This window comes from Bacillus sp. X1(2014), from assembly GCF_007678255.1.
Window position 1 is genome coordinate 166,392 of the sequence record NZ_VEED01000001.1, and the last position, 14,354, is coordinate 180,745.

General features: G+C 39.0%; 16 protein-coding genes. 3 read left to right on the forward strand and 13 right to left on the reverse strand.

Going from position 1 to position 14,354, the window contains the following annotated elements; all coding sequences use genetic code 11:
- Window positions 1–83: 83 nt before the first annotated feature.
- The 4 genes from FS608_RS00835 to FS608_RS00850 are packed head-to-tail and all read right to left on the reverse strand — an operon-like array spanning window position 84 to window position 4,082.
- On the reverse strand, window positions 84–1,337 hold the full coding sequence (locus tag FS608_RS00835; protein WP_144547942.1) for a peptidase: 1,254 nt from the start codon (window positions 1,335–1,337) through the stop codon (window positions 84–86).
- Window positions 1,338–1,380: 43 nt separating this feature from the next.
- Window positions 1,381–2,046 carry a 3-oxoacid CoA-transferase subunit B gene (locus FS608_RS00840; RefSeq protein WP_144547260.1) on the reverse strand — a complete coding sequence of 222 codons (666 nt, stop codon included), beginning with the start codon at window positions 2,044–2,046 and terminating at the stop codon, window positions 1,381–1,383.
- Window positions 2,031–2,723, reverse strand: a complete 693-nt coding sequence (locus FS608_RS00845) for a CoA transferase subunit A (RefSeq protein ID WP_144547262.1) — start codon at window positions 2,721–2,723, stop codon at window positions 2,031–2,033. Before FS608_RS00845 ends, FS608_RS00840 begins: the two co-directional genes overlap by 16 nt.
- Window positions 2,724–2,747: 24 nt before the next feature.
- Window positions 2,748–4,082, reverse strand: a complete 1,335-nt coding sequence (locus tag FS608_RS00850) for an aspartate aminotransferase family protein (RefSeq protein WP_144547264.1) — start codon at window positions 4,080–4,082, stop codon at window positions 2,748–2,750.
- A gap of 180 nt (window positions 4,083–4,262) precedes the next feature.
- Between FS608_RS00850 and FS608_RS00855 the strand changes: the two genes are divergently transcribed.
- Complete coding sequence (locus tag FS608_RS00855; protein WP_144547267.1) at window positions 4,263–5,624, forward strand: TrkH family potassium uptake protein; 1,362 nt, start codon at window positions 4,263–4,265, stop codon at window positions 5,622–5,624.
- 103 nt (window positions 5,625–5,727) lie between these two features.
- Here FS608_RS00855 and FS608_RS30660 read toward each other — a convergent pair whose 3' ends face one another.
- Window positions 5,728–5,880 (reverse strand): YjcZ family sporulation protein, encoded by a 153-nt coding sequence (locus FS608_RS30660; protein ID WP_222127295.1) that lies wholly within the window; start codon window positions 5,878–5,880, stop codon window positions 5,728–5,730.
- A 119-nt stretch (window positions 5,881–5,999) separates the two neighbouring features.
- On the opposite strand from FS608_RS30660, the gene FS608_RS00865 reads away from it, so the two are divergent.
- On the forward strand, window positions 6,000–6,590 hold the full coding sequence (locus FS608_RS00865) for a DUF502 domain-containing protein (protein ID WP_144547944.1): 591 nt from the start codon (window positions 6,000–6,002) through the stop codon (window positions 6,588–6,590).
- 21 nt (window positions 6,591–6,611) lie between these two features.
- On the opposite strand, the gene msrB is transcribed toward FS608_RS00865, so the two are convergent.
- The 3 genes from msrB to rsgA all read right to left on the reverse strand — a co-directional run bounded on the left by msrB (window position 6,612) and on the right by rsgA (window position 8,777).
- Entirely contained in the window at window positions 6,612–7,046 is a 435-nt protein-coding gene (msrB, locus tag FS608_RS00870; protein WP_260871550.1) for a peptide-methionine (R)-S-oxide reductase MsrB, read from the reverse strand.
- Window positions 7,043–7,528, reverse strand: a complete 486-nt coding sequence (gene msrA / locus FS608_RS00875) for a peptide-methionine (S)-S-oxide reductase MsrA (protein ID WP_395947417.1) — start codon at window positions 7,526–7,528, stop codon at window positions 7,043–7,045. Before msrA ends, msrB begins: the two co-directional genes overlap by 4 nt.
- Before the next feature lie 181 nt (window positions 7,529–7,709).
- On the reverse strand, window positions 7,710–8,777 hold the full coding sequence (gene rsgA, locus FS608_RS00880; RefSeq protein WP_144547271.1) for a ribosome small subunit-dependent GTPase A: 1,068 nt from the start codon (window positions 8,775–8,777) through the stop codon (window positions 7,710–7,712).
- A 341-nt stretch (window positions 8,778–9,118) separates the two neighbouring features.
- On the opposite strand from rsgA, the gene FS608_RS00885 reads away from it, so the two are divergent.
- The gene (locus FS608_RS00885; RefSeq protein WP_144547273.1) at window positions 9,119–9,871 is read left to right on the forward strand and encodes a DUF4397 domain-containing protein; all 753 of its coding nucleotides are present in this window, start codon (window positions 9,119–9,121) and stop codon (window positions 9,869–9,871) included.
- A 29-nt stretch (window positions 9,872–9,900) separates the two neighbouring features.
- Here FS608_RS00885 and FS608_RS00890 read toward each other — a convergent pair whose 3' ends face one another.
- The 5 genes from FS608_RS00890 to FS608_RS00910 all read right to left on the reverse strand — a co-directional run bounded on the left by FS608_RS00890 (window position 9,901) and on the right by FS608_RS00910 (window position 14,345).
- Window positions 9,901–10,476 (reverse strand): YpmS family protein, encoded by a 576-nt coding sequence (locus tag FS608_RS00890; RefSeq protein WP_144547275.1) that lies wholly within the window; start codon window positions 10,474–10,476, stop codon window positions 9,901–9,903.
- Window positions 10,477–11,301, reverse strand: a complete 825-nt coding sequence (locus tag FS608_RS00895) for an SGNH/GDSL hydrolase family protein (RefSeq protein ID WP_144547277.1) — start codon at window positions 11,299–11,301, stop codon at window positions 10,477–10,479.
- Window positions 11,302–11,413: 112 nt separating this feature from the next.
- Window positions 11,414–11,992: an SCO family protein gene (locus FS608_RS00900; protein WP_144547279.1), complete on the reverse strand. Its 579-nt coding sequence runs from the start codon at window positions 11,990–11,992 to the stop codon at window positions 11,414–11,416.
- 81 nt (window positions 11,993–12,073) lie between these two features.
- Window positions 12,074–13,240: a Ger(x)C family spore germination protein gene (locus FS608_RS00905; RefSeq protein WP_144547281.1), complete on the reverse strand. Its 1,167-nt coding sequence runs from the start codon at window positions 13,238–13,240 to the stop codon at window positions 12,074–12,076.
- Window positions 13,224–14,345 (reverse strand): GerAB/ArcD/ProY family transporter, encoded by a 1,122-nt coding sequence (locus tag FS608_RS00910; RefSeq protein WP_144547283.1) that lies wholly within the window; start codon window positions 14,343–14,345, stop codon window positions 13,224–13,226. Before FS608_RS00910 ends, FS608_RS00905 begins: the two co-directional genes overlap by 17 nt.
- Window positions 14,346–14,354: the final 9 nt, after the last annotated feature.

Consider the following 14,354-nt stretch of genomic DNA (forward strand, 5'->3'; position numbering starts at 1 on the left):
ATGTCTGGCCCTAGATAAGCCAGACATTTATATATTTCAATTTTAACAATTATATGATTATTAAATAGGGAAAATTTTGCTATTTATTCTGCAACCTCACACCATCTTAATAGAGTTAACGCGATAATCTCACTTGCCACAAACATATCCTCGAGAACAATATGCTCATTAGCATCGTGAGCAGTTTCAGTTATACCCGGCCCGAATACCACCACGGGAGTATTCCCAATCGTTGAAAGAATACCGCCATCCGTCCCCCATGGACTTGCTTCGATGGTTGGGCTATCCCCCTTAACTTCTATAAAACTCTTTGTCAATTCAGCCATCAAAGGATGATCATTTTCCAGACTTCCTGGCAGCCATCTTCCACCAAACCATTCCAATTTAAGTGGATTCTCATGAAGCCACTCGTCATGAATTCCTAATTCACGCAAGCATTTTTCCATCTCCTGCTGTGCAGATTGAATCGTTTCCTCCGGAGATACGCCCATCCTACCTTCGATTACTGCGGTGTCAGGCACCGAGGATGGCCATTCGCCGCTCGTAAGTTTCCCGATATTAATGGGTATTGGGATGGGAATTTTGTCAAAGAGTGGATCGGTCATTCTGGCATTTCTATCTTTCTCTAATTGTTGTAATCTTTGAATGACTAAGATCGCTTTTTCAATCGCGCTGATTCCTTTGTATCTCGTACCTCCGTGTGCTGCCCTGCCTTTGACGGTTATTCTAAACCACATGGACCCCTGCTGCTTCGGAAATATTCGCAGATTCGTCGGTTCAGGAATAATGGCCCCATCCGCATGATAACCCCTTAGAACAGCTGCAAGGGTACCAGCCCCACCGCTTTCTTCTTCTATTACACTTTGAAAAATCACATCACCTTTCAGTTTGATTCCATTCGCAATTAATGACTCAATCGCCATTAATAACGCTGCGTTGCCGCCTTTCATATCTGTTGCGCCTCTCCCATACAGCTTTCCACACTCAATTATCCCGCTAAATGGGTCATGGTTCCAACTTGATTCATCCCCAACTGGGACCACATCGATATGGCCATTTAAAATCATCGACTTGCCGCCGCCAGTTCCTTTTAACACAGCTACCAGATTGGGATTTCCTTCGAAACTCTTACGATCACAGCAATAGGCTGAGTGAGATGTTAACTCATCACCGCCGATTTCCCAAATATCAAGGGTTAAGCCCAACTGTCTGCATTTTTCAATGATAATCGCTTGTGTACTACTTTCGTTTCCCCGCGTGCTATTTTCTCGTACCATTATTTGTAACAATCTCGCTCCACGAGCACGATTCTCTTTTATCCACTTTTTGATTCGCATTTCATCATTGTTCAAACGATTCACTCCTTCAGAATAATTCTGCTTAGTATGGAATCATACGAACAGTTTCCCGTATTTTGAATTCGCAGCCAGTTTTATTGACAACCGTTTCTAAACTATAAGGGGCAAATAACTCTGTTAAAAGCAAACCCTCTTCCGTTACCATGAAAACAGCTAATTCAGTTATGATTAAGTCCACACAGGCGGATGAAGTTAACGGTAATGTACAGGATGAAACAATTTTGGGATTCCCCTGTTTGTCACAGTGATTCATAACCACAATGACTTTTTTCGCTTTTTGTGCAAGTTCCATTGCTCCGCCCATTCCTGGAACCTTTTTCCCTGGGACAATCCAGTTTGCAAGGTCTCCGCTATTACTTACCTGAAGCGATCCTAAAATGGTTATATCCACTCTGCCGCGGCGAATCATTCCAAACGAAATCGCACTGTCACAATAAGACCCTCCCTGGTTCAACGTAACTGGAAATCCTCCTGCATTACATAAATTTTCATCTTCCTCACCCTTACTTGGGCTAGGACCCATCCCGGTAATACCGTTTTCCGCATGAAACATCACTTTTGTCTCACTTGAAAGATGGTTCGGAACGAGCGATGGGATTCCTATTCCTAAGTTGACAACCATACCAGAATGAATTTCCTCAGCAGCTCGTTTGGCCATTTGATTTCGAACATCTACTCCCATGCCCATTTCCAATTGACCCCCTTCGATAAAATCACATAATCCACAAACACTCCAGGAGTAATGATGGTGTCGGGGTCAAGACTGCCAAGCGGGACAATTTCTTCTACTTCCGCAATCGTGATATCCCCTGCCATAGCAACAAGCGGATTGGTATTGCGGGCACTTTTGTCATAAATTAAATTTCCATACTCATCGGCTTTTTTCGCATAAACAATGGACACCTCGGCAGTTAGGGCCGTTTCAAGCAAATACCTCTTATCTGCTAAAGAAATATACGGTTTGTCTTTCACAACTAATTCATTATCCATACCGATATCAGACAGAATTGCAGGAAGACCGACACCGCCGGCACGAATTCGTTCAGCTAATATTCCCTGTGGTGAAAATTCAACCTCTAGTTTTCCTTCATGCATCAGCTGTCCTGCAAACGGATTGGAACCGATATGAGAGGCGATAACTTTAGATGCTCTTTGTTTGCTTACTAATTTTCCAATGCCAATATGCGGGAAACCTGTGTCGTTCCCTATTAGGGTAAGATTACGAACTCCTTTTTCAAGAATGCCATCAATTATGTCAGGAGGTGAGCCGACCCCGCCAAACCCGCCAAACATCAACGTCATTCCATCATGGAAATATTCCATGGCTGCCTCTAATGTAGTCACTTTTCTAAACGGATTTTCCATTTCTGTTTCCCCCCTTTCCTTTATTCATTGTGTTGACTCTGAGAAACATTTAAATGTTTCAATTAGCAAATGGACCAGTTCATCCATCTCTTTTTGTATAATGGTTAGTGGTGGTGAAATAATGATTGAATCACCATTAATCCCATCCATTCCTGCACCAGCAGGATAGATAATCAGCCCTTTTTCCTTGGCTAGTTCAACCATTCTTTGTGTTACATGCGCATTTCTAGGGAATGGTGTTTTGGTTGTGGCATCCTGGACAAACTCGATTCCTAGCAATAACCCTTTGCCCCGGACATCACCAATGAACGAGTAGTGTTGCTTTAAATTTTCAAGCTGGCCAAGTAAATAATTCCCTTTATTTTCAACCTCCTGAATAATATTGTTTTCTTCTAAAAATTGAAGGACTGCCAATGCAGCCGCACATGCCTGCGGATTCGCGCTCAAGGTATGACCGCTCATTACGGCCTTGGTACCAGCCAATATCGGTTCGATGACTTTTTCACTTGCGATAGCTGCGGCTATCGGTGCATACCCCGCACCCATCCCTTTTCCTAATGCAACAATATCAGGGGTGATTCCCCATTGTTCACAAGCCAGCATGGTTCCCGTTCGGCCACAGCCAGTCATGACTTCATCAGCGATAAAAAGGATGTCATGATCCTCACAAATTTGCTTTAAGACCTTGTAATAACCAGGGGGTGGGGTTATGGCTCCTCCTGCAGCGCCAATCACTGGTTCAGCGATAAAAGCAGCGATTTGATTGGCACCGATCCGCTTGATCGTCCTTTCCAACTCATGGGCACATAAGTAATTACAACTTGATGACTCGAGGTTATATGGGCAGCGGTAGCAATAAGGGGGATGAATAACTGGGAAATCCTCTAAAAGTGGAACAAATCTTGCTCTCCTTGCTGTATGCCCTGACATGGAAAGTGCTCCCAGGGTTATCCCATGGTAGCTCACCCATCTTGAAAGCACCTTAGATTTCGTTTGCACCCCCTTTTCCTGCCAATATTGAATCGCCATTTTCATCGCCGTCTCAGTAGCCTCAGAACCACTGTTCACGAAGAAGCACCAATTCAGATCTCCAGGAAGCATATCTGCCATTTTTTTCGCTAAATTCTCTGCTGCCTCACTTGTAAATTGGGAGCGATACACAAAGGATACCTTTTTTGCTTGTTCATTCATTGCTTCAATAATCTCTGGTACACCATGACCAATATTGGCTGTTACTGCACCGGAAGCAGCATCTAGATACTTTTTTCCATCCATATCAAATAAATAAATTCCTTGACCATAGTCAATAACGGGATAAATGTCATCGAGCATTGGCTTTATGAGAAAAGAATGATCCAAAGGGATTCACTTCCTTTATAAATTAGGCAGTCCTTATAGAAATTGTATGAATGGTTTATATGTTTCTTTCGTGTTATTTACAAAGAAAAGAGGAAGCCAGACAGTTAAATGTAAGGAAACTTTTACATTTCATAATGATTCATATAAAATTACTTTTAGAATACAGAAGGAATGAATCCGATGAGCACAATTAAAAAAATAAAGTTAAAAACAAAAGAGATTTCAACGGTACAATTAATCGTTATTTTTTATTTATCTGCTTTAGTCATTTCGACACTATTATTAAAAATCCCGATGGCCCACCGTGAGGATGTTACACTCAGCTTTATTGATGCCATGTTTACCTCGGCTAGTGCGATAAGTGTTACCGGGTTAAGTGTGATTTCCATTAAAGATACTTTTAGCAACTTTGGTATCTTTCTCTTATGCTTAATTCTCCAATTGGGTGGATTAGGGGTCATGTCTTTAAGTACATTCCTTTGGATTATGCTTGGCAAAAAGGTAGGCTTAAAAGAACGACAATTGATTATGATTGATCAAAATCAATCGAAACTCTCCGGATTGGTTCAATTGGCAAAACGAATATTAATTATTTTTATCTCGTTTGAATTTGTGGGTGGAATCATTTTAGGGATTCGTTTTTTGAATTATTACGAAGGAATATTATCTGCATTTAAACATGGATTTTTCGCATCCATCAGCGCCACGACCAATGCGGGATTTGATTTGACGGATGAGTCACTCAGTCCATTTAGCGGTGATTATTATGTACAGTCGGTGATCATTGTATTGATGATTGTGGGAGCGATTGGCTTTCCAGTGATGGTGGAGGTTTATGAATTCTTAATAAACCTTAATAAGAGGAAGAAATTTCATTTCACTTTATACACAAAGTTAACAACCATAACATTTGTCCTTCTTACCGTAGTAGGAGCCATATTTATCTATATATTTGATAGCCATCACTTTTTTACAAATAAAAGTTGGCATCAATCCTTTTTCTACTCGTTATTTAATTCGGTGACAACCAAAAGTGCGGGCTTAGCAACCATGAATATTAATGACTTTACACCGAGCAACCAACTATTCTTGTCCATATTAATGTTCATTGGAGGCTCCCCTAGTAGCGCAAGCGGCGGAATCCGAACTACTACATTTGCGATCATCATTTTAGCCATTGTATTTTATGCTCAAGGAAAAAGTTCAATCAAGATCTTTAGACGTGAATTGCTAAGTGAGGATGTGCTTAAATCCTTTATTGTCATCACGACAGGTGCGCTATTATGTTTATTTTCCATTTTAGTATTATCGATTACTGAAAACGGGACTGTTCTGGAGGTCATCTTCGAGGTATCGTCTGCTTTCGGGACGAATGGGTTATCACTAGGGTTAACACCTCGTTTGTCTACCTTTGGCCAAATTCTAATTATTATCCTTATGTTTATTGGGAGAGTCGGAATTGTTACATGTTTACTCATTTTAAGAGGCAAAGGCACTAAGGAAAAGATTAAATATCCGAAAGAAAAAGTAACGATTGGGTAATATATATAGGAATGAAGCGGCCTTGCCTCTCCATTTTTTTGTAAAAATAACCGCAAAAAATAGAAAATGGCTGACTCGATTTGAGTCAGCCTCTAGTTTACTATTAACAGCCCCAGCTTGCTCCGATAATGATCAATAGGATAAAGAGGACGACAATTAACGCAAACCCACTGCCGATTCCACAGCCTCCTACTGGATATGCAGGGTAACCACAACCAACACCACAACCACCAAAACCACCATGTCCGTAATACATGCACATTCACTCCTCGCGAAATTGTTTCTTAACACTGATACAATATGTAGTAGGTACTTGACCCGCATGTGCATTCGCCTATATTATGTAAGACAATGATAAAAATTGTAGGTGAAACGATGAAATCAATAGTGAAAAACTTTATTAACGGTATTTTAACGATTGTCCCTATTATCCTCGTGGTCTATGTCATTTACAAAACCTTTCTATTTTTAGACGGTTTAATGGGTAATACGCTGAGGCCGTATTTAAAAGAGGATTACATCCCTGGTATTGGATTACTGTCGACCCTTATTTTAATTACAGTATTGGGATGGCTGTCCACGAAATATATCTCAGGAAAGATTATCAGGTTAATTGATCGACTTCTCGATAAGATTCCTGTTGTTAAAACGATCTATTCCGTTATTAAAGACACTGTTCAATCCTTTCTAGGTGAGAAGAAGTCCTTTTCCAAAGTTGCTCTTGTCGTCATTCCAGGAACTGAGATGCGGAGTCTAGGTTTTATTACCTCCGAACAATTAGAGGCCTTTTATTCTCCCTTAAAAGACCATGTGGCCGTATATATTCCACAAACCTTCCAGGTGGCCGGGTTCACGTTTTTAATTCCCAAGGAACAAGTCGAAATTATTGACGTTAAGCCCGAGGATGCGATGAAATTTATTCTCTCAGGCGGGATGACATCTTCTTCTAAACAAAAAGCAAAATAAAAAGCCGCATAGTGCGGCTTTTTATTTTGCTTCAAATAGTTTACTGAATTCCCCGTACCCTTCCTCTTCGAGTTTATCTTTTGGAATAAACCGCAAGGCAGCAGAGTTGATACAATATCGCAAACCAGTTGGCGCTGGTCCGTCGTTAAATACATGTCCTAAATGGGAATCGGCCGATTTACTTCTTACCTCGGTCCGCGTCATATAATGACTGAAATCAGCTTTCTCAATCACTTCTTCGTCTTGAATTGGTTTTGTAAAGCTTGGCCACCCGCAGCCAGCATCGAATTTATCCAATGAACTGAACAGTGGTTTCCCTGAGACAAGATCCACATAAATGCCGTCTCTTGTTTCATTCCAATATTCATTTCGAAACGGTGGTTCTGTGCCATTATTTTGTGTGACTTCATATTGAATTGGTGATAAGTCCATTTTTAATTGATCTTTGTTTTTCACTTTTTCTCCCCCCAATGACTTTGAATAAACCCCGCACGCCCTGATCCTACATGATAAGACTCATAATGTGCCCGATTTTTCTTATAATACTGCTGATGATAGTCTTCTGCAGGATAAAAGGTCTTTGCAGGCAAGATTGGTGTGACAATCGGCTTGCTAAAAATGCCTCTTTCTTGTAATGCTTGCTTCGACTGTTCAGCAAGCTTTTTTTGTTCTTCATTATGGTAGAAAATCGCCGTTTGATACGATTGTCCACGATCATAAAATTGACCGCCAGGGTCGGTTGGGTCGATTTGCTGCCAGAATAACTCCAGTAATTTTTCATACGGAAAAATTTCTGGATCATATGTAATCTGGACAGCTTCATAGTGACCGGTTGTATCTGAACATACTTGTTGGTACGTTGGATTTTCTACCGTTCCGCCTGTGTAGCCGGAAATAACACTTTTAATCCCTGGCTGTTCATCGAACGGCTTTACCATACACCAAAAACAACCGCCGGCAAATGTTGCAACTTGATTTTGCTTTTCCAAGTTCCCACCCCTTAACTATATTTTCTTGATTAAAAGTATACATAAAGATTTAGTAAAAATAAAATTTCAGAGACCATAAAAAAGCTGAGCAAGTCATGGTCGATATCGACCTAACTTGTTCAGCCTTCCATTAATAGCTTTTCCGTTGCTGTTTAATTTGTTTGTTCAAATTTTTCCATTGTTTCTTGACTTCAGCTTGGGCCCGTTTATCCGCCTTTCGTTCGATAAACGCTAATTCTTTTTTCAGTTTATTGTAGTTTGTTAACCGTTCGGCTGCTACCAATCCTTCTTCAATCGCCCTCAAAACCGCACAGCCAGGCTCATTCATATGCTGACAATCTCGGTAGCGGCAAGAAGTGGCTAGTTCTTCTATGTCTGAAAAGGTTTCCGATAAACCGTCCGTGCTTTCCCAAATCTGCAACTCCCTCATTCCTGGTGTATCAATCAAGACACAGCCATTGGGAAGAAGGATTAATTCACGGTGTGTCGTAGTATGACGTCCTTTATCATCTTTCAAGCGAATATCCTGAACCACTTGTTTTTCCTCACCTAAAAGACGATTCGTTAATGTTGATTTACCTACGCCTGAGGATCCAAGCAAAGCAATTGTTTTTCCCGGCTGCAAAAATGGTTCTAATTTCTCTAAACCACTCTCCGTTTCTGCACTCACAGCAATAACAGGAACTCCCATACTTACTGCTTCAACCTCAGCTAACTTACAATCAAGATCCTGACAAAGGTCTGCTTTACTCAAAACAATTACAGGAGTTGCCCCACTTTCCCATGCAAGTAATAGATAGCGTTCAATCCTTCTTAACTTCAAATCCTCGTTTAATGAATTCACGAGAAACACCGTATCGACGTTGGTGGCCACAATTTGCTCTTCTGAGGTAAGCCCAGCTGACTTCCTAGAGAACTTACTTTTCCGCGGCATGATGGCTAAGATAGTTCCTTTCCCTTCATTTATTCTGGGCTTAAGTGCTACCCAATCTCCAACAGCCGGGAAGTCCTCACGGTTGAGCGCATTAAAATTAAATCGGCCAGAAACCTCACACAATAATTCCCCATGCTCCGTCCAGACCCGATACATTCGTTTATGTTCAAGTGCGACACGACCTAGAATCATTTCATCATTTGTATTTATAGTTTTAAAATGTTGTTTTACCATTTCAGTTAACCCGATTATTACTAAATTCATTTGTATTCCTCCAGCGAATCATTATTTTTCAGATAATAAAAAAACCATAGGCACACACAGCCCATGGTTTATTCGCTATTGGAATAAATGTACAAAGGAACCCTAACGAGATAAACATTGGGCTGTGCAACTAACAATATTCAACTGACTGATTGCTCTCATTGTTTCAATTAACATTGCACGTCACCCACTTTCAAATATATTTGTTATAAGTATATGTGTAATATTCCCATTTGTAAATAAAAAATTAAAAATTCCAATTTTGAGCAGAAGAAGTTAGACACCTACCTATTTAAGCTTGAATAAATTATGGTGTAATCCATTTGATAGGAGTTGATAATATGTCCGAGAAAAGAACTCATCCCGATTATCTTCAAAAAGCAGCAATGTATGATTTGTTGGCTCAATTTTATAAATACTCGTTTCCCAACTTACACATGCATTATTACCTAAAACATATCCAATATATGAATAAAGCGATGAACTTCATGAGAACAAATCCTCAACCAGTGCAAGGTGAAGCGACTATTCGCGTCCTCCACACCTCCCCTGATTCTCCAAACGTTGATATTTATATTGATGGGCACCGAGTGATAAGGAACTTACCATTTAACAATGTAAGTAGTTACCTATCATTAAAAGCAGGAAAGCATCATATTGATATTTACCCAGCGGGAAATATGGTCGACAGTGTTTTAAATAAAAAGATTACAGTTGAACCTGGAAAATCGTACACACTTGCAGCCATTGACTCTGTGAAGAAGATGCGCCTGTTAGTTTTCCAAAATAAACCAACAGTCCCAGCAAATGAATCGAAAGTTCGCTTTATCAACTTATCTCCAGATTCCCCGCCCTTAGATATCGCAGTGAAAGACAGAGATGTGGTTTTCCCAAAAGTATCGTATAAACAGGCTACTGATTATTTAGGTTTAACACCTATGACAGTAGATTTGGAGATTAGGGAGGCAGACACAAAAAACGTGCTATTACCGATGCCGAGAGTTCAGTTTTTACCAAATGAAAGCTATACGATTGTGTTCGTTGGTCTTGCAAATAATGAACCAGGATTCCAATTCATCAAAATTAAGGATTAAAAATAGGTGCCTCTAATTTAACGAGGCACCTATTTCACTGGAACTAATATCGTAAACCTAATGTCATCTTTTTTCAGGTCAAATTTGTCCGCTTTTAGTTTAATATCACTTTTTAATTTTAGTTGCTGCATATTGATATAAATCAGTTTATCTTTAGGTCTGATCTCGACACCTTTTGGGATTTTATAATTATCGCTAATAAAATTAAGAACGAATGAAATAGGAAGGTGTAAACTCCCGATTGTCATTGAATTTTGCTTTAATACCAAATCACCATTTTCGAGGGCACTAGGTTTAAAGGTTAATTTCATATTTAATTCTTCACTAAAAAGCGGCAAAGTACCATACAGTTCGACTTCATCCCCCAGAACGACTTGATAGTCAATCGAACCCAAAGCCTCTTCTTTAAGATAATGATTGATTAACTGATTTAAATCATTCTTGTTGGATTTAACATGAAAGGAAACATGTTCACCCGCCAGCCCCTTCGTTTTGCTGGTTTCCGGGCCTTCAGATGGGAACATCATTAGGGACAAAATAATAATAGCGAACAAAAGGTTGATTCCCAGCAAACTCAGGAATCCAATTTTCCATTTGTTTTTCATCTAATTCTCCTCTGTATTAACCATATATGGCGGCTTATCCAATCCAGGTAATACTTGTTCTTCTATGGTATCGTTTAACCTTTGTGCAATCAACTCATAGCCTTTGTCATTTGGATGGAAATTATCAGTAAATAAAATGTCTTCTGTTGCATTTAAAAACATATCTTCAATTGAAACAAAATAGGCATTTGGATAATTGGCAATGACCATTTGTCCGGCTTTATTCCAGTCAGCTACAATCTCATCCAACTCCTTAATTTCTGAAAACCATTTAGAAAATGGATTATATAACCCCACTAAAACAACCTGTGCATGGGGATTTTCATGATGAATAAGGTCAAAAATTTGCGTTAAATGTTTTTGATATGATGCTTTTTCGGCGGTAAACTTGGAGAGTTGAAGATTTTCAATATTGTCCTTGACCACTTTCATAATATCGTTTCCGCCAATTGTTAATATGATCAAATCTGCCTTTTGGAGCGCACTTTTCATGTCTGATGTCTTCAATCTTTTTAAAAGCTGAGTTGTTCGATTGCCTTTTACACCATAATTATAGAAATCAACTTCCTTGATTCCCTTTTCTTTTTCAAGCATCATTTCTAAATATGGCAAGTAGCCGCCTTTGTTTGTACTATCGCCTACCCCTTGGGTTAGTGAATCACCAGCAGATAAGACTGTTAATTTACGAGGGACAAAGTCTGCGGGAACTTGGGCAAAGGCTTGTGCAGCAGTTTTCTTTTCAGAATGAAGTGTCAACTTGTCAACTGAATTACATGAACTTAAGAATAATACCGAGAGAATTAGAAGGGGGAAAAGCTTTTTCATCTTCATTTTCACCTACCCTCTTAATTATTTTTATTATAGCACGCCCTGAATCATTCAAAACAATATGTACTATATCCTATTCCTCCCAAAAAAAATAGACCCGTCCAAAGGTCTATTGCAATGCTTTCATATCATGAATTATTTCATCAAAGGGAACATTCTTGTAACCATCATAGGTTTTTCGAATATGGCCTTCTTGGTCTACTAAATAAAGGGATGTTCCATGAATGACTTGATTACCCTCTTGAGGCTTTTTTACCAGTGCTTTGAAATTTTTCAAGGCAAAGTTTTCAATATAGGCCTGTGAGTAGCCTGTCAGAAAGGTCCAATTTTTAAAATCGACTTGGAATTGCTCCGCATATCGTGTCATTACTTCCGGCTTATCTACTGTAGGGTCGACACTGAATGACACAAGTTCAATATTTTTCAACCCTTCATCCTTAACCATTTTTTGTAATTTCGTCAAATTGGCTGTCATCGGCGGACAGACATCTGCACAGCTGGTGAAAATAAAGTCTGAAATCCACACTTTTCCCTTTAAATCCTTTAATCCAAAGGACTTATTGTCTTGATTGGTTGCTGTAAAATCTTTCACTGGCCAATCGACAGCATTTTCTATTTCTTTTTGTCCACATGCCGTCACTATAAGAGTTGATAGAACTAAGATAAATAATATAAACCGTGCTTTCATACGATCACCTGCAACCTTTTTTCTTTTCCATTTCGTGATTAGTTTAACAAAGATTTGAAAAAGAAGAAAGGAATTGGTTTGTTAATCGATTACTCCGGTTCGTTCTATCGTATTTTTGACGTGAACATCAAATGTTACATCCTTATATACCCTGTCCCACTCTTCCTTTGTGATCGTTTTTCCTCTTAGATGTGCTTCGTATTCATTTCCAAAACCGATCGGGTCAATTCCTAATTCCTTAAAATGAAGAAGTAACTCATCCATTTTCTTTTTCATTGCGTGATCGAACTTTCTTTCAAGCAGCTTTATGGATGCCGGTTTACCTAAATCCAATGCTTGAGTCATTTCTAGTACCCTTGAATCCAGAGTAACATTTACGGTAAAACGGAGATTTTTTTTATCAACTAATTTAATTTTTGTCTTGCTCCGAATATTATCAACCGTCACATATATTTTACTGAAAATAGGTTTCTTCGTGTAATTTTCATTTTTCAAGATGATTTCTTTTAATTGTTCCGTCTTAAACCCCATTTCTTTTGTACCCGCATTATATTTATCCGCTAATATTTTCAAATAAAAAAGATCCCCTTGCCTCAATTCGTCCACTAAGCGGTCATCTTGAAAAAGGCCCACCCCATCAATAATCACATCTTTACCTTTAACTTTTAGGATTGGGAGCACAGGATCTCTTCCAATATCATAATAGTTATGGTTAAACTCATGAAGAGTCGGAGAGATAACCTGTTCACCCTCTACATTTTGTTTAATTAAATTGTACATATATGTCCCGAGGTTTAATTTCCCTTTATTCTTGTTTTCAATTTGCAGAATTTCTGAAGCAGATTTATCAGCAATCGTTAAATAGACCATATTCCCAATCGCAGCATCGCGGTTTAACGTATCGACAAGCTGGATAATTCCTTTTTCTGCAAGCTCCCTACTGTAGACAACCGACCGTAGCTGTCCTGAAACAAGCTTCTGGTTGGATTGAAGATTCTGTTGTTGTCTTAATCCCTTACTTGTTTTTGCGATGGACTCAATTACGACCGTGGCTGCTCGGGTCATCGGATCAAATTTTTGCACGACCACTGTCCCTTTTATTTTATTTTTCCCTTCTAAATCATATCCTGAGATTGTAATTAGTCCTAATTTTTCAAGTGGCTTTTGTTGTATACATCCGGCACAGAGAACTATCGTCATCAAACAAACTGTCCAAAGAATTAGTTTGCATTTATGAAGCTTCTGCACTTGATTTCTTCCTCCTTTGAAACCATTTTTTCACCAAAACAATCATTGAAAGAAGGACAGGATAACAGAAGGCCGATAAAAAGCCGAGCTGAGCAACAAAATCAGTCAATTCATTCATTTGATACCTTGCTTTAATAAAAAACGACCCACCCCAAACAAGGATACCAATGATCCAAATCCCCTTTTTTTGTTTCCAATTAATAATCCGATTAAATCCCTTAGATGCCGCCCATAAATAAGAACACATGTTCGGCAGGATGATTAACATCCAAAATGAGACAGCTATAAATTCAAACCGTTCTAAGTTAGGTAACCTAACAATTTTAAACATCGATAAGACGGGCCAAATGGTCCGTGCTAACCCGTTTTCAGCGAAGAATGTAATGCACACCATTGTCACAGCTGTGAAAAGGATCGTTGTATATAAATTCCCAATTTGTGTGTACAAGAAAAGCTTTTTTTTATCTTTTACATATGGATATAGGAACATAAGCAATTCAAAACCCATAAGTGAAAGAGAGGTTTTATAGACCCCATTGATAATGTGCTTCAAATCTGTGTTTAAGAGAGGAAGCAAATTCTTTGGATCTGAATATTGCATAGGTACAAGTAAGATGAAAATCATCCAAAGAGTCCCTACGACTGACATAAAAGCTACACCAACAATAATTCGAATACCACCATTAACGGCATAAATAGTTAAGAGGATCAAGGCAAGCGAAATTTGCCATGTGGGTAATTCTGGAAAAATCCACACCTGCACAATTTCAATATAATTCATCAGGACAACAAAAAAACTTATCGCCATATACATCATATAAAAAACATTCAACGCATTCCCAAGCCATTTTCCAAACACGTCTACCTGAATTCCATATAAATCCGCACTATCATATTTCTTAAGCATGAGAACTATCATTGCTAAGACAAAAGCCGATAATAATCCTCCGAGAAAAACAGAGATCCACGCATCGTGTTTTGCTGCTAAATAGACAATTCTGGGTAATCCAACAATTCCTACGCCTGTTTGTGTAGCGTGTATAAAAAACATGACCAGGAATGCATTAACCAATAATCCTTCTTTTGGCTGCACATTTACTTTCATCCTGACCGC

Excerpts from the sequence above, each read along its gene's own strand:
- FS608_RS00835 (WP_144547942.1), bottom strand. The coding sequence starts at position 1,337 with ATGCGAATCAAAAAGTGGATAAAAGAGAATCGTGCTCGTGGAGCGAGA.
- FS608_RS00840 (WP_144547260.1), bottom strand. The coding sequence starts at position 2,046 with ATGGGCATGGGAGTAGATGTTCGAAATCAAATGGCCAAACGAGCTGCT.
- FS608_RS00845 (WP_144547262.1), bottom strand. The coding sequence starts at position 2,723 with ATGGAAAATCCGTTTAGAAAAGTGACTACATTAGAGGCAGCCATGGAA.
- FS608_RS00855 (WP_144547267.1), top strand. The coding sequence starts at position 4,263 with ATGAGCACAATTAAAAAAATAAAGTTAAAAACAAAAGAGATTTCAACG.
- FS608_RS30660 (WP_222127295.1), bottom strand. The coding sequence starts at position 5,880 with ATGTATTACGGACATGGTGGTTTTGGTGGTTGTGGTGTTGGTTGTGGT.
- FS608_RS00865 (WP_144547944.1), top strand. The coding sequence starts at position 6,000 with ATGAAATCAATAGTGAAAAACTTTATTAACGGTATTTTAACGATTGTC.
- msrA (WP_395947417.1), bottom strand. The coding sequence starts at position 7,528 with ATGGTAAAGCCGTTCGATGAACAGCCAGGGATTAAAAGTGTTATTTCC.
- rsgA (WP_144547271.1), bottom strand. The coding sequence starts at position 8,777 with ATGAATTTAGTAATAATCGGGTTAACTGAAATGGTAAAACAACATTTT.
- FS608_RS00885 (WP_144547273.1), top strand. The coding sequence starts at position 9,119 with ATGTCCGAGAAAAGAACTCATCCCGATTATCTTCAAAAAGCAGCAATG.
- FS608_RS00890 (WP_144547275.1), bottom strand. The coding sequence starts at position 10,476 with ATGAAAAACAAATGGAAAATTGGATTCCTGAGTTTGCTGGGAATCAAC.
- FS608_RS00895 (WP_144547277.1), bottom strand. The coding sequence starts at position 11,301 with ATGAAAAAGCTTTTCCCCCTTCTAATTCTCTCGGTATTATTCTTAAGT.
- FS608_RS00900 (WP_144547279.1), bottom strand. The coding sequence starts at position 11,992 with ATGAAAGCACGGTTTATATTATTTATCTTAGTTCTATCAACTCTTATA.
- FS608_RS00910 (WP_144547283.1), bottom strand. The coding sequence starts at position 14,345 with ATGAAAGTAAATGTGCAGCCAAAAGAAGGATTATTGGTTAATGCATTC.